The 23,658-nt window shown below is 72.9% G+C and carries 5 protein-coding genes; all 5 read left to right on the top strand.

Features of this window, described 5'->3' with window-relative positions; translation table 11 throughout:
• Positions 1 to 254: 254 nt before the first annotated feature.
• The 5 genes from WBN91_RS11790 to WBN91_RS11770 all read left to right on the top strand — a co-directional run bounded on the left by WBN91_RS11790 (position 255) and on the right by WBN91_RS11770 (position 23,648).
• On the top strand, positions 255 to 1,280 hold the full coding sequence (locus WBN91_RS11790) for an AfsR/SARP family transcriptional regulator (RefSeq protein WP_337726138.1): 1,026 nt from the start codon (positions 255 to 257) through the stop codon (positions 1,278 to 1,280).
• Positions 1,281 to 1,334: 54 nt separating this feature from the next.
• On the top strand, positions 1,335 to 1,904 hold the full coding sequence (locus tag WBN91_RS11785; protein ID WP_337726137.1) for an FcoT family thioesterase: 570 nt from the start codon (positions 1,335 to 1,337) through the stop codon (positions 1,902 to 1,904).
• A 31-nt stretch (positions 1,905 to 1,935) separates the two neighbouring features.
• A complete protein-coding gene (locus WBN91_RS11780; protein WP_337726136.1) occupies positions 1,936 to 3,489 on the top strand; it encodes a fatty acid--CoA ligase in 1,554 nt (517 codons plus the stop codon).
• A 102-nt stretch (positions 3,490 to 3,591) separates the two neighbouring features.
• Positions 3,592 to 13,377, top strand: a complete 9,786-nt coding sequence (locus tag WBN91_RS11775) for an SDR family NAD(P)-dependent oxidoreductase (RefSeq protein ID WP_443217701.1) — start codon at positions 3,592 to 3,594, stop codon at positions 13,375 to 13,377.
• Complete coding sequence (locus WBN91_RS11770; protein WP_443217704.1) at positions 13,374 to 23,648, top strand: SDR family NAD(P)-dependent oxidoreductase; 10,275 nt, start codon at positions 13,374 to 13,376, stop codon at positions 23,646 to 23,648. The genes WBN91_RS11775 and WBN91_RS11770 overlap by 4 nt, the downstream gene beginning before the upstream one ends.
• The last annotated feature ends 10 nt before the right edge of the window (positions 23,649 to 23,658 follow it).

Here is a 23,658-nt window from a genome sequence, read left to right as displayed (position 1 = left end):
AGTGCCGCTCCAGCGGCGCTCCAGCGTGCTTCGAGGCAAGCGTCCCGGCCGGGTCGTGCGTCGGACAAGTGCGCGCGTCACGTGACCCGACGTTGGTTGCTCATGCCGACCCATGAAACGGTCACTATCGGCTCGCCGGCCGTTGGAATAGCGTTGGGGCCCGTCCCGACTTCCCCTCGACCACCACTCGTCGCACGCTCTTCGCCAGGCCGCGGCGGAAATCGCGGTGGATCTGGCTGATTGCGAGGTCCGAAATGACTGCCAACCTGGCCGGGCTCGGTGTCATGTCCCGAGCCGAAAAACTGTCGCTGCTCGCCGCGCTGCTCGAAGCGTCGGAACCGGAACCGGAAATCGGGTTGCTGCCCGGCGCCCCCGTGGTGGCCCCGCGGCGGTCCACCGAAAACCCGCTCGCGGGATTGCGGTTCGAACTGCTCGGCCCGCTCGTGATCCGGCACGACGGGGTGGACGTGGCGCCCAGCGCGCCCAAGCTGCGGCTGATCCTGTCCACCCTGCTGTTCCACGCCAACCAGCCCGTGGGCGCGTCGCTGCTGGTGCGGGAGCTGTGGAGCGGCAACGCGCCGCGCACCGCCCACGCCACCCTCCAGACCTACATGTTCAAGCTGCGCAAGCTGTTCCGGGACGTGCTGGGCATGTCCGTCGAGGACGTCACGCGGGACGTCCTGCTGACCTGCTCGGGCGGCTACACCCTGCGCGTCGACCCCCGGCAGCTCGACATCGTCGAGTTCGACGAACTGGTCACCGCGGGCACCGCCGCCATGCACGCCGGCGACTACGAGAAGGCCGGCGACGACCTGCGCCGCTCGCTCGCGCTGTGGCGCGGCAACGTCCTCCACCAGGGACAATGGGGTCCGCAGCTGCGGGCCCAGGCGGCCCGGCTTGAGGAGCGCCGGTTCTACGCGCACACCACCCGCATCGACGCGGACCTGTGCCTGGGCCGGCACCGGGAGACCATCTCCGAGCTGGCGTCGCTGGTCGTGGAGCACCCGCTGCACGAGTCCGCGCACGCCATGCTGATGATCGCCCTGCACCGCTCCGGCCGGTCGTCCGCGGCGCTGGAGGTCTACATGCGGTTCCGCCAGCGGATGATGGGCGAGTTGGGCATCGAGCCCTCCGAGCGCATCCAGGCGCTGCACGTGGCGCTGCTGTCCACCGACCCGGCGCTGACCGACCGCTCGCTGACCTCCGACATGCTGCTGGACGCCCTGGTGCGCCGCCGCCCCGCGGGCCGTCGCCCGAGTTCCGCCGCTGTTACCGGTTGATTCCCCGCCGGCGATTACCGTCGAATTCACACTCGGTGCGCTGAGGAGGAAACGATGACGACATCGCCCGTGGAGAACACCTCGCTCGGGTTCCGGACATTCCCGAACGACCCGGCCCTGCTTTCCGACGTGCTCCGCCCGTACGCGAAGCCCAAGACCGAATACCTGAAGTCCGCGACGGTGGACGTGGCGAACGGGTTGGCCAGTGCGCAGGGCGAGTTCGCGATCCCCTATTCCTGCTACATCGACGACACCGGTCACCTCAACTCCGTCGAGGTGAACATCTGCTTCAACCAGCTCATGTACTACCTGATCGCCAAGTGCATCCAGGAGGACGCGCTGCCGGCGTTCCGGGCGTGGAGCATGACCGACTACTGGGCCAAGCAGCTGCCGGACATGCTGATCGCCAACTTCAAGTCCAACTTCCGCCGCCCGATCGACTCGTCGTCGTTCAGCGGCGAGGTGTCCTTCGCGGAGTTCAGCGAGCGCAACCGCAGCAAGCCGGTGCAGATCATCGACATGCCGTGGCGGTTCTGGGACGCCAACGGCGGCATCGCGGACGGCGAGGTGCGCATGGCGCTGGTCAACCCGCCCGGGATGCGCTTCCAGGCCGACGCGGCGTGAGCCGCACCCACCCCGACCCCGAGGAGGAACGGTGACCGTTCAGGCGCGCACGCTCGTGGACGTGGTGCGCGGGCACGCCGCCGTGCGGCCCGACGCCGTCGCGGTGGTGTGCGAGGGCCGGCGCGTCGACTACGCCGCCCTGCACCGCGTGAGCAACCAGGTCGCCCGGGGCCTCCAGGCCGAAGGCCTCGGCCCCGGCGACCGCATCGCCTACCTGGGCAAGGAGTCCGAGCACTACTACGAACTCCTGTTCGGCGCGGCGAAGACCGGTGTGGTGCTGGTGCCGATCAACTGGCGGCTGGCCGCCGACGAGGTCGAGCACATCCTGCGCGACTCGGGTACGGCGTTGCTGTTCGTGGACGCCGATTCCGCGCCCACCGCCGAGAAGTTGGCGGCGGAACTGCCGGCGTTGGCCAAGGTGATCGGTCTGGAAGAGCCGGGGTTCACCGCGTGGGTCTCGGCGCAGCCCGACGCCAACGTGCTGGCTCGGGTCACGCCGGACACGCCGTTGGTGCAGATGTACACCAGCGGCACGACCGGCCTGCCCAAGGGCGTGGTGCTTGCGCACCGCAGCTTCTTCGCGGTGCGCAACGCGCTGGCGTCCGAGAGCCTGGACTGGATCGACTGGCGCGAGGGCGACATCAGCCTGGTCGGCATGGCGGGCTTCCACATCGGCGGTCTGTGGTGGGCGACCCAGGGCTTCTCGGCGGGCGTGACCAACGTGGTGATGCGCGAGTTCACCACCGCCGGCGCGGTCGAGCTGATCCGCACGCTCGGCGTGACCACGGCGTGCATGGTGCCCGCGATGCTGCGCCTGCTGCTGGCCGAACCCGGTGTGTCCCGGGAGGACTTCACCACCCTGCGCAAGGTGGTCTACGGCGGCGCGCCGATCTCCGCCGCGCTGCTGGCCCGCTGCGTCGAGGGTTTCGGCTGCGAGTTCGCCCAGATCTACGGCCTGACCGAGACCGGCAACACCGCCATCTGCCTGCCACCCGCCGACCACACCCCGGACAGCGGGCGCATGCAGGCCGCCGGCCGCCCGTACCCCGGGTTCGAGGTCAAGGTCGCCGACGAGCAGGGCAACCCCCTGCCGCCCGGCGAGGTCGGCGAGGTGTGGCTGAAGACCCCGGCCGCGATGCTGGAGTACTGGAACCTGCCCGAGGCCACGGCGAAGACCCTGGTCGACGGCTGGGTCGTGACCGGCGACGCGGGCGTGCTGGACGCGGACGGCTACCTGTTCATCCGCGACCGGATCAAGGACATGATCATCGTGGCGGGCGAGAACGTGTACCCGGCCGAGATCGAGCACGTCATCGGCCGCCACCCGCTGGTCGCCGAGTCGGCCGTGGTGGGCGTGCCCGACGAGCGGTGGGGCGAGGCGGTCCACGCCTTCGTCGTGCCGGTCGAGGGCGCGGAGTTGAGCGAGCGCGAGCTGGCCCTGTACCTGCGGGGCAAGCTGGCCGGCTTCAAGCTGCCGCTGCGGTACGAGTTCATCGCGAAGGTCCCCCGCAACCCCAGCGGCAAGATCCTTCGCCGCGAACTGCGCGAACGCTTCTGGCACGGCCACGAGCGCCGCGTGAGCTGACCCCCGCACGACCCCACCGAACAACCCGCCCCGCTGTCGGCGGCTCCGCCGGCGGCGTGGCGTGCTGCGCCCACCATCCGCAACAACCGGCCCCGCCGTGGAGTGACGTCGATGTCGAACAACGAGGACAAGCTGCTCGACTACCTCAAGCGGACGACCTCGGAACTGCGCGACGCGCGCCGCAGGCTGCGCGAGGCGGAGGAGGCGGCGCGCGAGCCCATCGCGATCGTGGGCATGGCGTGCCGCTTCCCGGGTGGCGTCCGCACCCCCGAGGACCTGTGGGACCTCGTGGCGGGCGGCCGGGACGCGGTGACCGGCTTCCCCGGCGACCGCGGCTGGGACGTGGCCGAGCTGTACGACCCGACGCCGGGCACGCCGGGCAAGTCCTACACCCGCGAGGGCGGGTTCCTGCACGACGCGGCGGAGTTCGACGCCGACTTCTTCGAGATCTCCCCGCGCGAGGCGCTGTCGATGGACCCACAGCAGCGATTGCTGCTGGAGGTGTCGTGGGAGGCGCTGGAGCGCGCGGGTCTGCTGCCCGCGTCCCTGAAGGGCAGTTCCACCGGCGTGTTCGCCGGGATGATGTACCACGACTACGCGGGCAACAACTCGACCGGCGCCATCGCGTCCGGCCGGGTCGCCTACGCGCTGGGCCTCGAAGGGCCGACGATGACCGTGGACACCGCGTGCTCGTCCTCCCTGGTGGCACTGCACCTCGCGGTCCGCGCGCTGCGGTCCGGCGAGTGTTCGCTGGCCTTGGCGGGCGGCGTGACCGTGATGGCCACGCCCGAGACGTTCGTGGAGTTCTCCCGGCAGCGCGGGTTGTCGCCGGACGGCCGGTGCAAGTCCTTCGCCGGCGCGGCGGACGGCGTCGGCTGGGCCGAGGGCGTCGGGATGCTCGTAGTGGAACGCCTGTCCGATGCGCTGCGCAACGGGCACCGGGTGCTCGCAGTGGTGCGCGGCTCGGCGGTGAACCAGGACGGTGCCTCCAACGGCCTGACCGCCCCGAACGGCCCTTCGCAGCAGCGGGTGATCCGGGCCGCGCTGGCGGATGCCGATCTGTCGACGTCCGATGTGGACGCCGTGGAGGCGCACGGCACCGGCACGACCCTGGGCGACCCGATCGAGGCCCAGGCCCTGCTCGCCACCTACGGCCAGGGGCGGTCCGCGGAACGGCCGCTGTGGCTGGGGTCGGTGAAGTCCAACATCGGCCACGCGCAGGCCGCCGCCGGGGTGGCCGGCGTGATGAAGGTGGTCCTGGCGATGCGGCACGGGGTCCTGCCGAGCACGCTGCACGTGGACGAGCCCTCGCCCAAGGTGGACTGGTCGGCCGGCGCGGTGTCGTTGCTGACCTCCCCGGTGGAGTGGCCGGCGGGCGAGCGTCCTCGGCGGGCGGCCGTGTCGTCCTTCGGTATCTCCGGCACCAACGCCCACGTGGTCTTGGAGGAACCGGCGGCCGTGGCACCGGTCGAGGCTGCGACGCCACTTCCTGTTGTGCCGTGGGTGTTCTCCGGCCGCACACCGGCAGCCCTGCGCGACCAGGCCGCGCGTTTGGCGGACGTTCGTGAGTCCTTTGTGGACGTCGGCTTTTCGCTGGCCACTTCCCGGACCACGTTCGACCACCGAGCCGTGAAGGTGGGGCGGACGATCGAAGAGTTGCTGGCCGACAATGGTGTGACGGACGTCGTCACGCCAGGCAAGGTGGCCTTCCTGTTCACCGGCCAGGGCTCACAGCGCCTGGACATGGGACGGGAGTTGCGCGAGTTCCCCGTGTTCGCGGAAGCCTTCGCCGAGGCCTGCGCCGCCGTCGACCCGCACCTGCCCAAGCCACTCGCCGAAGTCCTGCACACCGACGAACTGCACGACACCGGCTACACCCAACCCGCCCTGTTCGCCTTCGAAACGGCCCTGCACCGGCTCTTCACCTTTTGGGGCGTCAAGCCGGACTACCTCGCAGGCCACTCCATCGGCGAGTTCGCAGCGGCGTACGCGGCCGGCGTGTTCACCCTGGAGGACGGGGCCGCACTGGTCGCCGCTCGTGGTCGGTTGATGCAGGCCCTTCCGGCGGGCGGGGCGATGCTGGCGGTCCAGGCGACCGAGGAGCAGGTGACCGACCTGCTCTCCGACGATCTCGCCATCGCCGCCATCAACGCGTCGAACTCCGTGGTCCTCTCCGGCACGGAGGCAGCAGTCCTCGCCGCCGCCGACACCCTCACCACCCGAGGCCACAAGACAAAGCGCCTCACCGTGTCGCACGCCTTCCACTCCCCACTCATGGAACCGATGCTCGACGACCTGCGGAAGGTCGCCGAGGGCATCACCCACCAGGAGCCGAGCGTTCCGCTGATCTCGACCGTTACCGGCAAGCCCTTCACACCCACCCCGGACTACTGGGTGCGCCAAGCCCGCGCCGCAGTGCGGTTCGCGGACGCCGTGGACACCTTGCGGGACAACGGGGTGCGGACGTTCCTGGAGGTCGGCCCGGACGCCGCTCTCACCGCGATGGTCGACTCGAACGACGTCGTCGCCACCACCCGGCGGGAGCGCGACGAGGCCGTGTCCGTCGTGACCGCGCTGGGACGTCTGCACGCCAGGGGTGTCCAGGTGGACTGGCCGGCGTTCTTCCCCGGCGCGTCCCGAGTGGACCTGCCGACCTACGCCTTCCAGCACGAGCGCTACTGGGCCGAGAGCGCGGCGACCAGCGGTGGCGCGGGTCGGCTGGGTCTCGCCGACGCCGACCACCCGCTGCTGGGCGCGGCGGTCGCGCTGCCGGACTTCGACGGTGTCGTGTACTCCGGGCGGCTGTCGACGGGCACGCACCCGTGGCTGGCGGACCACGTCGTCGCCGGCGCGGTGCTGGTGCCGGGCGCGGCCCTGGTGGAGCTGGTCGCGCACGCGGCGGACGCGGTGGGGTGCGCGACCGTGGAGGAGCTGACCACGGTGGCTCCCCTGGTGCTGAAGGACGGCGACGGCGTCCAGCTGCGCGTGCGGGTCGGCGAGCCCGACCCCGCCGGCCGACGCCCGGTCGAGGTCCACTCCCGCCTCGAACGGTCCGACACCTGGACCACCCACGCCCTGGGCACGGTCTCCCCGGCCACCACCACCCCGGACATCGTGGAGTGGCCGCCGACCGACGCCGAGCAGGTCCCGGTGGACTACACCCGCCTGGCGGACCTGGGCTTCGAGTACGGCCCCCTGTTCCAGGGCGTGACGGCGGCCTGGCGACGCGGCGAGGACTACTTCGCCGAAGTCACCCTCCCGACCCCGGACGACCGCTTCGCCCTCCACCCGGCACTCCTGGACGCAACTCTTCACGCCCCGCTGCTGGCCGGCACTGTCGGTACCCCGTGGGACAATGGAACCGGGGGCCGGAGGCCACCAGCCGTCCCCTTCGCCTGGCACGACGTGGCCCTGCACGCCACCGGCGCCTCCACCCTCCGCGTCCACCTCGCCCCCACCGCGAACGGCTGGACCCTCACCGCCACCGACACCACCGGCACCCCCGTCGTCTCGGTCGGCACCCTGGAAACCCGCCCCCTGACCTCCCTGGACCTCCGCCCCACCCACCACGACTCCCTCTACCGCGTGGAGTGGACCCAGGCGTCCGGCTCCCCCTCGGACCACCCCGTGCACCAGGTTCCGGCAGGCGGCGAAGTACACGCAGTCCTGCACGAAACCCTGTCGGTCCTCCAGAAGTTCCTGTCGAGTGACGATGGCACTTTGGTCGTGCAGACCCAGGGCGCGGTGGCACTGCCCGGCGAGGACGTCGACCTGGCCAGCGCCGCCGTGTGGGGCATGGTCCGCTCCGCACAAGCCGAGGCACCGGGCCGGATCATTCTGGTGGACGGCGAAGTCCTGCTGGTCCCGGACGAGCCGCAGGTGGTCGTGCGTGACGGTGTCGCGCACGTGGGCAGGTTGGCGCGGGTTCCGGCGGCGGACAACGAGTTCGGCGGCTTCGGCGATGGCGCAGTGCTGCTGACCGGTGCTTCCGGCGCGCTGGGCGGGGTCATCGCCCGGCACTTGGTGGAGCACTACGGCGTCCGCGACTTGGTGCTGATGAGCCGGAGTGGTGCGCCGGAGCTGGCGGCCGAGCTGGGTGCGGAGTCGGTGGCCTGTGATGTCGCCGACCGCGATGGGCTCACCCGGGTCCTCGACAGCCGCAAGTGGTCGGCCGTGGTGCACGTGGCCGGTGTGCTGGATGACGGTCTGATCGGGTCGTTGACGCCGGATCGGGTCGACAAGGTGTTGCGGCCCAAGGTCGATGCGGCCCAGCTGTTGCACGAGCTGACCGAAGCCCAGCTCATCCTGTTCTCGTCGGCCTCGGGAACGTTCGGCAACGCAGGCCAGGCGAGTTACTCGGCGGCCAACGCCTACCTGGATGCGCTGGCGGGCCACCGTCGGAAGCGAGGCCTCCCGGCGCTGTCGCTGGCGTGGGGCCTGTGGGACGGCGGCATGGCCGGCGAGCTGACGGCCACCGAGAAGCAGAGGCTCAGCCGCGCCGGGATCGAGCCCTTGTCGGTCGAGGACGGACTCAGGCTCTTCGACGCGGCTCTGACCTGCGGCGATGCCACGCTCGTGCCGATCGGCCTGGACCTGGCGAACGTCGACGGCCCCCTCTACCGCGGCCTGGTCCGCCCGAAGACCCGCCGAGCGGTCGCCGCCGCGGACCTCGGGCCGGGTCTGTTCGACAAGGACCGCTTGCTCGCCCTCGTCCGCAGCACCGTGGCCGCGGTCCTGGGCCACCAGGACGCCGAGGCCGTCGACCCGGGCCGCGCGTTCACGGAGCTGGGCTTCGACTCCGTCGCCGCGCTCGAACTGCGCAACCAGCTCGCGACCGCCACCGGCCTCCGCCTCCCCGCGACGCTGACCTTCGACTACCCGAACACCCGCGCGGTCGCCGAGTTCCTCGCCGGCACGACGACCCCCACCGAGCCGACCCGGTCCAAGCAGCGCGACGACGAACCGATCGCGATCGTGGGCATGGCGTGCCGCTTCCCCGGTGACGTCCGCACCCCCGACGACCTGTGGCGCCTGGTCGCCGAGGGACGGGACGCCATCACCGGCTTCCCGACCGACCGGGGCTGGAACCTCGCCGAACTGTACGACCCGACCCGAGGCCTGCCCGGCAAGTCCTACACGCGCGAAGGCGGGTTCCTGCACGACGCGGCGGACTTCGACGCCGAGTTCTTCGGCATCTCCCCGCGCGAGGCCCTGAGCATGGACCCGCAGCAGCGCCTGCTGCTGGAGACGTCGTGGGAGGCGTTCGAGCACGCGGGCATCGACCCGGCGGCGCTGCGCGGCAGTGACACGGGCGTGTTCGCGGGCATGATGTACCACGACTACGAGGGCAACGCGAGCACGGGCGCGGTCGCCTCCGGCCGCGTGGCTTACACGTTCGGGCTGGAAGGCCCGACCCTGACCGTGGACACGGCGTGCTCGTCGTCGCTGGTCGCCCTGCACCTGGCGGCGCAGGCCCTGCGCAACGGGGAGTGCTCGCTGGCGTTGGCGGGCGGCGTGTCGGTGATGGCGACGCCCGAGACGTACGTGGGCTTCAGCCGCCAGCTCGGCCTCTCGCCGGACGGTCGCTGCCGCTCGTTCGCGGGCGCGGCGGACGGGGTCGGCTTCTCCGAGGGCGTCGGCGTGCTGGTGGTGGAGCGGCTGTCCGACGCGCGCCGCAACGGGCACCGGGTGCTCGCCGTCGTGCGCGGGTCGGCGGTGAACCAGGACGGCGCGTCCAACGGGCTGACCGCGCCGAACGGCCCTTCGCAGCAGCGGGTCATCCGGGCGGCGCTGGCGGACGCGGGTCTGGCACCGTCCGATGTGGACGTTGTCGAGGCGCACGGCACCGGCACGACGCTGGGCGACCCGATCGAGGCGCAGGCGATCCTCGCCACCTATGGCCAGGACCGCGAGACGCCGCTGTGGCTGGGTTCGGTGAAGTCGAACATCGGCCACACGCAGGCCGCCGCCGGTGTCGCGGGCGTCATGAAGGTGGTGCTGGCCCTGCGGCACGACCTGCTGCCGCGGACCCTGCACGTGGACGAGCCGTCGCCGAAGGTGGACTGGGCCGAGGGCGCGGTGTCGCTGCTCACCGAACCGGTGCCGTGGCAGCGCAACGGGCACCCGCGCCGGGCCGCGGTGTCGTCGTTCGGCATCTCCGGCACCAACGCGCACGTCGTGATCGAAGAGGCCGACGCCGAACCGCCGACGCCGACCCCCGACCTGCCGGTCACGCCCGTCCTGCTGTCCGCCAAGACCGACGAGGCCCTGGACGCGGTCGCGCGCAAGCTCAAGGACTTCGTCGCGAGCCGAGACGTCCGGGTCGAGGACGTGGCTCGCTCCCTGGCCGGCCGCACCCGGCTGGAGCGCGCGGCGGTCGTGGTCGCGTCCGACCGGGACGACCTGCTCACCGCGCTGGACGGCGTGACCGGCGACGCGGCGGTTCCCGGACGGCTGGCGGTGCTGTTCTCCGGCCAGGGTGCCCAGCGGTTGGGCATGGGCCGTGAGCTGCGCGTTTTCCCGGTGTTCGCGCGGGTCTTCGACGAGGTGTGCGCCGAGCTGGACCAGCACTTGGACCGGCCTCTGAAGGACGTCCTGGACACCGAGGACCTGCACCGGACCGGGTACACGCAGCCCGCGCTGTTCGCGTTCGAGGTGGCGTTGTTCCGGCTGGTCGAGTCGTGGGGTGTCACGCCGGACTACCTGGCCGGGCACTCCATCGGCGAACTGGCCGCCGCGCACGTCGCCGGCGTCTTCTCCCTGGCCGACGCGGCGAAGCTGGTCGCGGCGCGCGGCCGGCTCATGCAGGCCCTGCCGGCCGGGGGCGCGATGGTCGCGGTCGAGGCGACGGAGACCGAGGTCGTGCCGCTGCTGACCGACGACGTGGCCATCGCCGCCGTGAACGGCCCGACCGCCGTGGTCGTGTCGGGCGCCGAGGAGGCCGTGCAGCGGGTCGTGGACCGGCTCGAAGGCCGCCGCACCAAGCGGCTCACCGTGTCGCACGCGTTCCACTCGCCGCTGATGGAGCCGATGCTGGACGAGTTCCGCGCGGTGGCCGAGACCATCACGTACGCGGAGCCGAAGGTCCCGGTGGTGTCCACTGTGGACGGCTGGGTGGTGGACCTGGCCAAGCCGGACTACTGGGTGCGGCAGGTGCGGGCGGCGGTGCGGTTCGCCGACGCCGTCCAGTCGTTGCGCGACAGCGGCACCACCACGTTCCTGGAGGTCGGGCCGGACGCCGTGCTGACCGCGATGGCGGCGGGCGAGTTCGTGCCGACCTCGCGGCGCAACCGCTACGAGGTCCGGACGGTCGTGGAGGCCCTGGGACGCCTGCACGTGCGCGGTGTCGAGGTCGACTGGGCCGCCTACTTCGGCGGCGGCACAACCGTCGAGCTGCCCACCTACCCGTTCCAGCGCAAGCGGTTCTGGCTGGAGAGCACGAGCGCGGCCGACCCGAGCGGCCTCGGGCAGAGCGGCGCGGACCACCCGCTGCTGGGCGCGGCGGTCGCGCTGCCGGACTCGGACGGCGTGCTGTTCACCGGCCGCCTGTCGCTGGACGCGCACCCGTGGCTGGGTGACCACGACGTCTTCGGCACCGTGCTGGTGCCCGGCACGGCGTTGGTGGACCTGGCGTTGAGCGCCGGCGCGTCCGCGGGCTGCGACGTGCTGGACGAACTGACCCTGCACGCGCCCCTGGTGCTGCCGCCGACCGGCGGTGTCGCGATCCAGGTCGTGGTCGGCGGGGACTCCGAGGCCGGCCGCACGGTCCGGATCTACTCCCGGTCGGGCGACGACTGGGTGCTGCACGCCGACGGCGTGGCCACCGCCGCCGACGCCGGGGCGGGGGAGTCCTTCGACTGGCCGCCCGCCGACGCCACCCCGCTGGAGGTGGACTACGCGGCGCTGGCCGACCGGGGTTACGGCTACGGGCCGGTGTTCCAGGGCGTGCGGGCCGCGTTCCGGCGCGGTGACGAGGTGTTCGCCGAGGTGTCGGTCGACGACGTCGACGGGTTCGAGCTGCACCCGGCCCTGCTGGACGCGGCCCTGCACCCGGCGATCCCCGACGACGGCCCGACCCGGCTGCCGTTCGCGTGGTCCGGGGTGCGGCTGCACGCGTCGGGGGCGTCCGTGCTGCGGGTCCGGCTGACGCCGACCGGGGACGACCGGCTCGCGCTGACCGCCGTGGACCCTGCGGGGCGACCGGTGTTGTCCGTGGAGTCCCTGACCACGCGGCCGGTGTCCGCCGACCAGCTGGTCACGCGCTCCCACCACGACTCCCTCTACCGCGTGGAGTGGGTGCCGGCGGCCGGTTCGCCTGTGGACTTCCCGGTGCACCAGGTGCCGGCGGGCGGCGATGTCCGGACGGTCCTGCACGAGACCTTGGCGGTTCTCCAGAAGTTCCTGTCGAGCGACGACGGCACTTTGGTCGTGCAGACGCAGGGTGCGGTGGCGTTGGCCGGCGAGGACGTCGACCTGGCGGGTGCGGCGGTGTGGGGCATGGTCCGCTCCGCGCAGGCCGAGGCACCGGGGCGGATCGTCCTGGTGGACGGCGAGGTTCTGCTGGTGCCGGGCGAGCCGCAGGTCGTGGTGCGTGACGGTGTCGCGCATGTCGGCCGGTTGGCGCGGGTTCCCGTGGCAGACAACGAGTTCGCCGGGTTCGGTGATGGCGCGGTGTTGCTGACCGGTGCTTCGGGTGCGTTGGGCGGTGTGATCGCCCGGCACTTGGTGGAGCGGCACGGTGTCCGCGATCTGGTGTTGATGAGTCGGAGTGGTGCGCCGGAGTTGGCGGCTGAGCTGGGTGCGGAGTCGGTGGCGTGTGATGTCGCCGACCGCGAGGGCGTGCAGCGAGTGCTGGCCGAGCACCGGGTTTCGGCTGTGGTGCATGTGGCTGGTGTGCTGGATGACGGCCTGATCGGGTCGTTGACGCCTGAGCGTGTGGACAAGGTGTTGCGGCCCAAGGTGGATGCGGCTCAGTTGTTGCACGAGCTGACCGAAGGGCCGCTCATCCTGTTCTCGTCGGCGTCCGGGACGTTCGGCAACGCCGGTCAGGCCAGTTACTCGGCGGCCAACGCCTACCTGGACGCGCTGGCTGTTCAGCGGCGCAAGCAAGGGCTGCCTGCGGTGTCGCTGGCGTGGGGTCTGTGGGACGGCGGTATGGCCGGTGAGCTGACCGCCGCCGAGAAGCAGAGGTTGAGCCGCGCCGGGGTCAGGCCGTTGTCGGTCGAGGATGGGTTGGTGCTGTTCGACGCCGCCCTGACCTGCGACGACGCCGCGCTGGTGCCGATCGGGTTGGAGCTGGCGAACGTCGACGGACCCCTCTACCGGGGGCTGCGCGGGGCCACCAGGACCCGCCGCGTCGCCGCGAGCACCGTGGACCTCGGGGCGCAGCTCGCCGGGCTGTCCGAGACCGACCGCCGGGACGCCCTGCTCAAGCTCGTGCGCACGACCACCGCGACCGTGCTCGGCCACGACTCCGCGGACGCGGTCCCCGCCGAGCGGGCCTTCACCGACCTGGGCTTCGACTCGCTGGCCGCGCTGGAACTGCGCAACCAGCTCACCGCCGCGACCGCCCTGCGCCTGCCCGCCACGCTGACCTTCGACCACCCGCACGCCCGCGCGGTGGCCGAGCTCCTGCACGACAAGCTGTTCGGCGAGACCGGCGGCGGCCTGCCCGAGGACGAGGTGCGCCGTGTGCTCGCCACCATCCCGCTGGGCCGGCTGCGGGACGCGGGCCTGCTGGACAGCCTGCTGGAACTGGGCGGCGTGAAGTTCGCCGCCGACGAGCCCGACGACGGGCCGGAGGGGTCCATCGACGACATGGACGCCGACGCACTGATCAACCTGGCGCTCGCCGACCTCGGTGACGTGACGACGGAAACGGGGAGCTGAGAATGGCCGAGGAGAAGCTCGTCGCCGCGCTGCGGGCGTCGCTGAAGGAGAACGAGCGACTGCGCGAGCAGAACCGCAAGCTCGACTCGACGGTCCGCGAACCGATCGCGATCGTCGGCATGGCGTGCCGCTTCCCCGGTGGCGTGCGCACGCCCGACGACCTGTGGGACCTGGTCGCCCAGGGCCGGGACGGCATCACCGGGTTCCCGACCGACCGGGGCTGGAACCTGGCCGAGGTGTACGACCCGGCGCCGGGCGCGGCGGGCAAGACCTACACGCGCGAAGGCGGGTTCCTGCACGACGCCGCCCGGTTCGACGCGGAGTTCTTCGGGATCTCACCGCGTGAGGCCCTGAGCATGGACCCGCAGCAGCGCCTGCTGCTGGAGACGTCGTGGGAGGCCCTGGAGAACACCGGCCTCGACCCGGTCGCGCTGCGCGGCACGGCGGTCGGCGTGTTCGCCGGGATGATGTACCACGACTACGCGGAGAACAACTCCACCGGCGCCATCGCGTCCGGCCGCGTCGCCTACACGCTGGGCCTGGAGGGTCCGGCTGTCACCATCGACACGGCGTGCTCGTCGTCGCTGGTCGCCCTGCACCTGGCCGCGCAGTCGCTGCGCAACGGGGAGTGCTCACTGGCGTTGGCGGGCGGTGTCACGGTCATGGCGACGCCCGGCACGTACGTCGAGTTCAGCAAGCAGCGCGGGCTGTCCGCGGACGGCCGGTGCAAGTCCTTCGCGGCGGCGGCCGACGGCACCGGGTTCGCCGAGGGCGTCGGCATGCTGGTCGTGGAGCGCCTGTCCGACGCGCGCCGCAACGGCCACCCGGTCCTGGCGATCGTGCGCGGGTCGGCGGTCAACCAGGACGGCGCGTCCAACGGCCTCACCGCACCCAGCGGACCCGCGCAGCAGCGGGTGATCCGCGCGGCCCTGGCCCAGGCCCGGCTGGCCGCGCACCAGGTGGACGTCGTGGAGGCCCACGGCACCGGCACCACCCTGGGCGACCCGATCGAGGCACAGGCCCTGCTGGCCACCTACGGCCAGGACCGCGCCAAGCCGCTGTGGCTGGGCTCGATCAAGTCCAACATCGGCCACACCCAGGCCGCCGCGGGCGCCGCCGCAGTGATCAAGGTGATCGGCGCGCTGCGGCACGGCGTGCTGCCCAAGACCCTGCACGTGGACAAGCCCAGCGACCAGGTCGACTGGACGGAGGGCGCGGTCTCGCTGCTCACCGAGCCGGTCGAGTGGCCGGCGGGCACCGAACCGCGCCGCGCGGGCATCTCGTCGTTCGGCGTGAGCGGCACCAACGCCCACGTCATCCTGGAAGAACCACCAGCTGAGGACACCGCCGCTGCCGCCGCACCGCCCGCCGCCGCGCCTGCCGCAGCCGGAGCATCCGGGGTGGTGCCGTGGATCTTGTCCGCCCGCACTGCCGACGCCCTCCGCGACCAGGCCGCCAAGCTCGCCGACCACCTCGCCACGCACCCCGCCGCACCGGCTGACGTCGCCGCCACCCTCGCCGCCCGCACCCGGTTCGAGCACCGGGCCGTCGTGGTCGGCACGGGCGACGACCTGCGGGCCGGCCTCGACGCCGTGGCCGCCGGCGAGCACCCGACCACCGGCGAGGCCCTGGAGTCCCCCAAGGTCGTTTTCATGTTCCCCGGCCAGGGTTCGCAGTGGGCCGGCATGGCCGTGGAACTCCTCGACACCTCCCCGGTCTTCGCCCAGCGCATGGCCGAGTGCGCCGAGGCGATCGACCAGTTCACCGACTGGTCCCTGCTCGACGTGGTCCGCAACGCCCCGAACGCGCCCTCCCTCGACCGGGTCGACGTGGTGCAGCCGGTGCTGTTCGCGGTGATGGTGTCGCTGGCGGCACTCTGGCGGTCCTACGGGGTCGAACCGTCGGCGGTGGTCGGTCACTCGCAAGGTGAGATCGCCGCCGCCGCCGCGGTGGGCGCGCTGTCCCTCGAAGACGCCGCCCGTGTCGTCGCGTTGCGCAGCAAGGCGATCGCCGCCGGGCTCGCCGGACGCGGCGGCATGGCGTCGGTGGCCGCCCCGCGCGCCGACGTCGAGACTCGCATCGCCCGCTGGGACGACCGGATCTCCGTCGCCGCCGTCAACGGCCCGGCCACCACCGTGGTCTCCGGCGAACCCCAGGCGCTGCAAGAGCTGCTGGCCGACTGCGAGGCGGACGGCGTCCGCATGCGGATCATCCCCGTGGACTACGCCTCGCACTCCGCGCACGTCGAGTCGATCAAGGACGAGCTGCTGACCGTCCTGGCCGACGTCCGGCCCCGCACCGCCGACGTCCCGCTGTACTCGACGCTGACCGGCGAGGTCGGCACCGCCGTCCTGGACGCCGACTACTGGTACGCCAACCTGCGCGGCACGGTCCGCTTCCAGGACGCCGTGGAGCGCCTGCTGGCCGACGGGCACACGGTGTTCGTCGAGGTCAGCGCGCACCCGGTGCTGGGCATGGGCGTCCGCGAGATCCTCGACACCGCAGGCACGCCCACCGCGCTGGTCGGGTCCCTGCGCCGAGACGAGGGCGGTCTCCAGCGGTTCCTCACCTCGCTGGGCGAGGCCCACGCGCGCGGGGTCGCCGTCGACTGGTCCCGGCACACCGCGGGCGCCCGGACATCCCTGCCGACCTACGCCTTCCAGCACCAGCGGTACTGGCTGCTGGAGCAGTCCACTGTGGACGCCGGTGGGCTGGGCGTCTCGTCGGTCGCCCACCCGTTGCTCGGCGCGGCGCTGACCGTGCCCGAGCGGGACCTGGTCGTGCTGACCGGGCGCGTGGACCTCGACACCCACCCGTGGCTGGCCGACCACGCCGTGCTGGACACCGTGCTGCTGCCCGGCACCGCCCTGGTGGACCTGGCCGTCCGCGCCGGCGACCAGGTCGGTTGCCCGGTGGTCGAGGAGCTGACCATCACCACCCCGCTGGTCGTGCGGGGCGGGGTCACGCTGCGGCTCACCGTGGACGCGCCCGACGAGCACGGCCGCCGCGCGCTGGGCGTCTACGCGCAGACCGACGCCGAGCAGGCCGCCGGCCTGTGGACCCGCCACGCGACCGGCGTCCTGGCCGAGGGCGCCACCCCCGCCGACCACCTGACCGAGTGGCCGCCGCCCGGCGCGCAGCCGGTCGACCTGACCGACCTCTACGACCGCCTGGCCGCCCTGGGCCTGAACTACGGCCCGACCTTCCAGGGCCTGCAAGCCGCGTGGAAGCAGGACGACACCACCTACGCCGAGGTCACCCTGCAAGGCGAACCGGACACCTTCGGCCTCCACCCGGCCCTCCTGGACGGAGCCCTGCACGCCCTGGCCGCCGACATCGGCGACGGCCGGCCGCACCTCCCGTTCGCGTGGTCGGGCGTCACCCTCCACGCCGAAGGCGCGACCGCCCTCCGCGTCCGCTTCACCAAGACCGACCCCGACACCGCGTCCCTCACGATCGCCGACGCCGCAGGCTCCCCGGTCGCCACCGTCGACACCCTGACCGTCCGCCCAGTGGCCCTGGACGCCCTCAAGGGCCGCACCGGCTACGTGGACTCCCTGTTCGCCTTGGACTGGACCCCGCTCAAATTGTCGTCCCCTCATGGGACAATGGAGACGGGGGCCGGAGGCCACGCCGCCACCCACACGGTCACCCCGACCGACGACGTCCTGGCCGCCACGACCGAGGCCCTGACCACCCTCCAGTCCTGGCTGGCCGAACCGACCGACGCCACCCCGGCCGACGCCACCCCGGCCGACGCCACCCCGGCCGACGCCACCCCGGCCGACGCCACCCCGGCCGGCGCCACCCTGGTCGTCGTCACCCGGCCCGGCGACCTCGCCGGCGCGGCCGTGCAGGGCCTGGTCCGCTCCGCCCAGGCCGAGAACCCGGACCGGTTCGTGCTCCTGGAGGCCGAAGACCCCACCCCCGACCAGATCGCCGCCGCCCTGGCCACCGGCGAACCGGTGCTGGCGCTCCACGACGGCGAGCTCCGGGCACCCCGCCTGACCCGTGTCCCGGACCCGACCGGCGACAGCCCGTTCACCGCCGACAGCACCGTCCTGGTCACCGGCGGCACCGGCACCCTCGGCGCGCACATCGCCCGCCACCTGGTCACCGAGCACGGCGTCCGCACCCTGGTCCTCACCAGCCGCCGCGGTCTCGACGCACAAGGCGCACGGGAACTCCAGGCCGAACTCGCCGACCTGGGCGCCACCACCCACATCGTCGCCTGCGACATCGCCGACCGCGACGCCACCGCAAACCTCCTCGCCGACCACCCGGTCACCGCGATCGTCCACACGGCCGGCGTCATGGCCGACAGCACCGTGGCCACCTTGCGCCCCGACCAGCTCGAGACCGTCCTGCGCCCCAAGGTCGACGCCGCCCGCCACCTGGACGAGCTGGCCGGCGACCTGACCGCGTTCGTCCTGTTCTCCTCCGCCGCCGGCACGTTCGGCAGCCCCGGCCAGGGCGGGTACGCCGCCGCCAACGCCGCCCTGGACGCCCTCGCCGCCCGCCGCCGCGCGCACGGAAAACCCGCCCAGTCGCTGGCGTGGGGCCTGTGGGCGCAGCGCAGCGAGATGACCGCCGAGGTCGGGTCGGCCGAGGTGAACCGGATGGCCCGCACCGGCTTGCGCGAACTGTCCACAGAGGACGGTCTGGCGCTGTTCGACGCGTCGGTCAAGGCCGGTGACGCCCTGCTGGTCCCGGTGCCGCTGGACCTGACCGCGACAGGCGACGTCCCGCCCCTGCTGCGCGGCCTGGTCCGCGCGCCGAGGCGGGCCGCGAGCGGGAACTCCCTCACCCGGCGCCTGGCCGAGGTGCCCGCCGAGCGCCGGCCCGAGGTCGTGCTGGACGTCGTGCTCACCCGGGTCGCCGCCGTCCTCGGCTACGCCAGCGCCGAGCAGTTGCCCGCCGGCCGCGCGTTCAAGGACCTCGGGTTCGACTCGCTGACCGCCCTCGACCTGCGCAACCAGCTCAGCGCCGCCACCGGCCTGCGGCTGCCCGCGACCCTGGTGTTCGACTACCCGACGCCCGACGCGCTCGCCGCCCACCTGCTGGACCAGCTGTCCGGCACGACCACCGCCCAGGCCGTGGAGACCACCCGCCACGACCACGAGCCCATCGCGATCGTCGGCATGGCCTGCCGCTTCCCCGGCGGCGTGCGCACGCCGGAAGACCTGTGGCGGCTGCTGGTCGACGGCGGCGACGCCATCGGCGCGTTCCCCGCCGACCGCGGCTGGGACCTGGACACCCTGTTCCACCCCGACCCCGACCACCCGGGCACGGTCACCACCGACCGCGGCGGCTTCCTGCACGACGCCGCCGACTTCGACCCCGGCTTCTTCGGCATCTCCCCGCGCGAGGCCCTCGCGATGGACCCCCAGCAGCGCCTGCTGCTGGAGACGTCCTGGGAGGCGTTGGAACGGGCCGGCATCGACCCCCACTCGTTGCGCGGCAGCCGGACCGGCGTGTACGCGGGCGTGATGTACAACGACTACGGCATCGTGCTCAGCGGGTCCGCCGAGTCGGTCGACGGGTTCCTCTCCACCGGCAACTCCGGCGGTGTCGTGTCCGGCCGCGTGTCCTACACGCTCGGGCTCGAAGGTCCCGCGATGACCATCGACACCGCGTGCTCGTCGTCGCTGGTCGCGGTGCACTTGGCGGTGTCCGCGCTGCGCAACGGGGAGTGCTCGCTGGCGCTGGCCGGCGGTGTGTCGGTGATGTCCCTGCCGGGCACGTTCCAGGAGTTCTCGCGGCAGCGCAACCTCGCCGCCGACGGCCGGTGCAAGTCGTTCGCGGGCGCGGCCGACGGGACCTCGCTGTCGGAGGGTGTGGGCCAGCTGGTGCTGGAGCGGCTGTCCGACGCGCGGCGCAACGGCCACCGCGTGCTGGCCGTCATCCGGGGCTCGGCGGTGAACCAGGACGGCGCGTCCAACGGCCTCACCGCGCCCAACGGCCCCTCGCAGCAACGGGTCATCCGCGCGGCCCTCGCGGACGCCGGCCTGCAACCGTCCGAAGTGGACGTCGTCGAAGCGCACGGCACCGGGACCACGCTGGGCGACCCGATCGAGGCGCAGGCCTTGCTGGCGACCTACGGCCAGGACCGCGCCGAACCGCTGCTGCTGGGGTCGATCAAGTCCAACCTCGGGCACACCCAGGGCGCGGCGGGCGTCGCCGGCCTGATGAAGGTGGTGCTGTCGCTGCGCAACGGCGTGCTGCCGCGCACCCTGCACGTGGACGAGCCGTCGCCGCACGTCGACTGGACGTCCGGCGCGGTGCGCCTGGCGGTGTCGCCGGAGCCTTTGGTGGTGGACCGGCCGTTGCGGGGGGCCGTGTCGTCGTTCGGGATCAGCGGGACCAACGCGCACGTCGTGCTGGAGCAGGCGGACGTCGAGGCGGTCGACGGTCCGGAACCGGACTTCACGCCGTGGCTGGTGTCCGCCCGCACCGAGGACGCCTTGCCCGACCAGGTGACCCGGCTGCGTTCCTTCGTGGCGGCGCACCCCGAGCTGCGGCCCGTGGACGTCGCCCACACGCTGGCGTCCGGGCGGGCGGCCTTCGACCACCGGGCGGTGCTGCTGGGCGACGAGGTCGTGACCGGCACGTCCGACGGCGGACGGCTGGCGGTGCTGTTCACCGGGCAGGGCGCGCAGCGGCCGGGCATGGGGTTGGCGCTGCACCGGGAGTTCCCGGTGTTCGCTGCCGCCTTCGACGAGGTGTGCGCGGCCTTGGACGAGCACCTGGACCGGCCGTTGCGGGAGGTCCTGGAGTCCGAGGAGCTGCACCGGACCGGGTACACCCAGCCCGCGTTGTTCGCGGTCGAGGTGGCGTTGTTCCGCCTGGTCGAGTCGTGGGGGGTGCGGCCGGACTTCGTGGCCGGGCACTCCATCGGCGAGCTGGCCGCCGCTCACGTGGCCGGGGTGTTCTCGCTGCCCGACGCGGCTCGGTTGGTCGCGGCGCGGGCGCGGTTGATGCAGGCTCTGCCGACCGGTGGGGCGATGGTGTCCGTGCAGGCGACCGAGGACGAGGTCACGCCGCTGCTGACTGCCGGGGTCGCCATCGCGGCGATCAACGGCCCGACGTCGATCGTGCTGTCCGGTGTGGAAGCGGAAACGCTTGCGGTTGCTGCCGAACTGGCCTCGCAGGGGCGCAAGACCAAGCGCCTCACCGTGTCGCACGCGTTCCACTCGCCGCTGATGGAGCCGATGCTGGCCGAGTTCCGGGCGGTCGCCGAGAGCGTGACCTACGCCGAGCCGACGATTCCGATGGTGTCGACGGCGCTGGTGTCGATGGCTGGCCTCCGGCCCCCGTCTCCATTGTCCCACGAGGGTCTGACAGTTTCCGGCGGCGAGCTGTCGGAGGAGTTCGGGGCCGAGTACTGGGTGCGGCAGGTGCGGGAGCCGGTGCGGTTCGCTGGGGCCGTGCGGGAGTTGGCCGAGGCCGGGGTGACGACGTTCCTGGAAGCCGGGCCCGACGCGGTGTTGACCGCGATGGGGCAGGAGTCCAGCGAAGGCGAGTGGATTCCGTTGTGCCGCAAGGGGCAGGACGAGTCCGCGGCGGTCACCACCGCGTTCGCCCGGCTCGCCGTGCGCGGTGCCGCGATCGACTGGCCGACCATCGTGCCCGGCCGGACGGTCGAGCTGCCGACCTACGCGTTCCGGCACCAGCGGTTCTGGCCCCGGCCGGGCTCCGGTACCGGGGACGCGAGCGGGCTCGGGCTGGCGCGGGCCGACCACCCGTTGCTGGGCGCGGCCCTCGACCTGCCCGCCGGGGGCACGGTGTTCACCGGAAGGTTGTCGTTGACCACCCATCCGTGGCTCGCGGACCACGCCGTCGGTGACGTCGTGTTGCTGCCGGGTGCCGCGTTGGTGGAGATGGCGGCGCATGCCGGCGGGCGGGTCGAGGAGTTGACCCTGGAAGCGCCGCTGGTGCTGCCGGACAAGGGCGGCGTGCAGGTGCGGGTGACTGTCGGGGCGGACGGTTCGGTGGAGATCCACTCGCGGACCGAGGACGACGACACGTGGACCACGCATGCCACCGGTCACGTGAGCCCTGCCGTCGCACAGGGCGTCGAGCTGCGGGAATGGCCGCCGGTTGACGCCGTCGAAGTGGATGTCACCGGCGTCTACGACGAGCTGTTCGCTCGTGGTCTGCGTTATGGACCGGTCTTCCAATCCCTGACGGCCGCGTGGCGGCGGGGTGACGAGGTGTTCGCCGAGGTCTCCGTGCCTGCCGACGACGCGGGGCGGTTCGGCCTGCACCCGGCGCTGCTGGACGGTGTCCTGCACGCCCTGGCCGCGAGCGGTGACGGTGACCTGGTGCTGCCGTTCGCGTGGCAGGGCTTCGCGGTGCACGCGGTGGGCGCGTCCAAGCTTCGGGCGCGGATCGTGCCGGGCGACGGCTCGGTGGCGATCACCCTGGCCGACGCGACCGGCGCGCCCGTGGCGACGGTGGAAGGCCTGGCGGTGCGCCCGATCTCCCCGGACCAACTCCGCCGCGAGAGCAACGACCTCCTGAAGGTCGACTGGATCCCGCTGACCACCCCGTCCACCACCCGCACCGTCGAAGTCCTCGGCGAGACCCACGCGGACCTGGCGGACCTGGCCGCGGCGATCGCGGCCGGCCTGCCCGCACCCGAGGTGGTGGCCGTGCGCTGGACGCGGACCGAAGGTGACGCGGCGGCGGTGCGGGCGGCGACCCACCAGGCGTTGGCGCTGGCGCAGGAGTGGCTGGCGGAGGAGGCGTTCGCGGGCTCGAAGCTCGCCATCGTCACGCGGGGCGCGGTCGCCACCAATGCGGAAGACGTCGATCCGGCGCAGGCGGCGGTGTGGGGCCTGATCCGCTCCGCCCAGTCCGAGCACGTCGACCGGTTCGTCCTGGTCGACGCCGACGCCGACTTCACCACCGCGCTGGGCGCAGACGAGCCGCAACTCGCCGTGCGCGACCACAAGATCCTGGTCCCGCGCCTGGTGAAGGCCACCGCGAACCCCGGCAAGCTCGAAGGCCCGGTGCTGATCACGGGCGCGTCCGGCGCACTGGGCCGGGTCGTCGCCAAGCACCTGGTCTCGAACCACGGGGTCCGCGAACTGGTCCTCACCAGCCGCACACCACAACCCGAACTGGCCGACGAGCTGACCGCTCTGGGCGCGGACGTCACGGTCGCCGCCTGCGACGTGGCCGACCGGGACGCCCTGGCCAAGCTGCTCGCCGACCACCCGGTGCGGGCGGTCGTGCACGCGGCGGGCGTGCTGGACGACGGTGTCGTCGGCTCGCTCACCCCGGACCGGCTGGACACCGTGCTGCGGCCCAAGGTCGACGGCGCCGCCAACCTGCACGAGCTGGCCGACGTGGACGCGTTCGTCCTGTTCTCCTCGGCCGCGGGCGTGCTCGGCGGACCCGGCCAGGCCAACTACGCCGCCGCCAACGCCTACCTCGACGCCCTCGCCGAGCACCGCCGCGCCACCGGCAAACCGGCCGTGTCGCTGGCCTGGGGACGCTGGGAGCAGGCGGGCATGGCCGACCGGATGAGCGAGGCCGACCGGCGGCGCATGGCCCGGTCGGGCATCGACGCCCTGTCCGAAGACGAAGGCCTGGCCCTGCTGGACGCCGCCCTCGGCGCGTCCGGCGCGCTGGCCCCGATCAAGCTCGACCACCGCGTCCTGCGGGAGCGGGCGGCGGCGGACGTGCTGCCGCCGCTGCTGCGCGGCCTGGTCCGGCTGCCCGCCCGCCGGGCCGCCGAAGCCGACGCGGGCGCGGTCGACGCGCTGCGCAAGTCGTTGGCGGGCAAGGACGTCGAGGCGGCCACCGCGGTCCTGCTGGACCTGGTCCGCACGCAGGTCGCGGGCGTCCTGGCCTACCCGGACGCGGGCGCGGTGCCCGCCGACCGGCCGTTCAACGAACTCGGGTTCGACTCGCTCACCGCGGTCGAGCTGCGCAACCGGGTCAACGCGGCCACCGGCCTGCGGCTGCCCGCGACGCTCGTGTTCGACCACCCGACGGCACAGGCGCTGGCCGGCCACCTGGCCGCCGAACTGACCGGCGAGGGCGCGGAGGCCAACGGCGTCCTGGGCGCGTTCGCCGACCTCGACCGGCTCGAAGAGTCCCTCGCGGACGTCGACGAGCAGTCGCGCACGCGGCTCGCGCTGCGGCTGCGGGAAGTGCTGTCCAAGCTCGGCGCGTCCGACGCGCCGTCCACCAACGACATCGAGTCCGCCACCGATGACGAGGTCTTCGCTCTCATCGACAGCGAACTGGGGATCTCGTGATGTTCTTCGA

It is taken from the genome of Saccharothrix sp. CCNWYY140 (assembly GCF_037401995.1).
Taxonomy (GTDB): Bacteria; Actinomycetota; Actinomycetes; order Mycobacteriales; family Pseudonocardiaceae; genus Actinosynnema.
The sequence above is the reverse complement of the archived record's forward strand: the minus strand, read 5'-3'. Positions and strand labels throughout refer to the sequence as shown.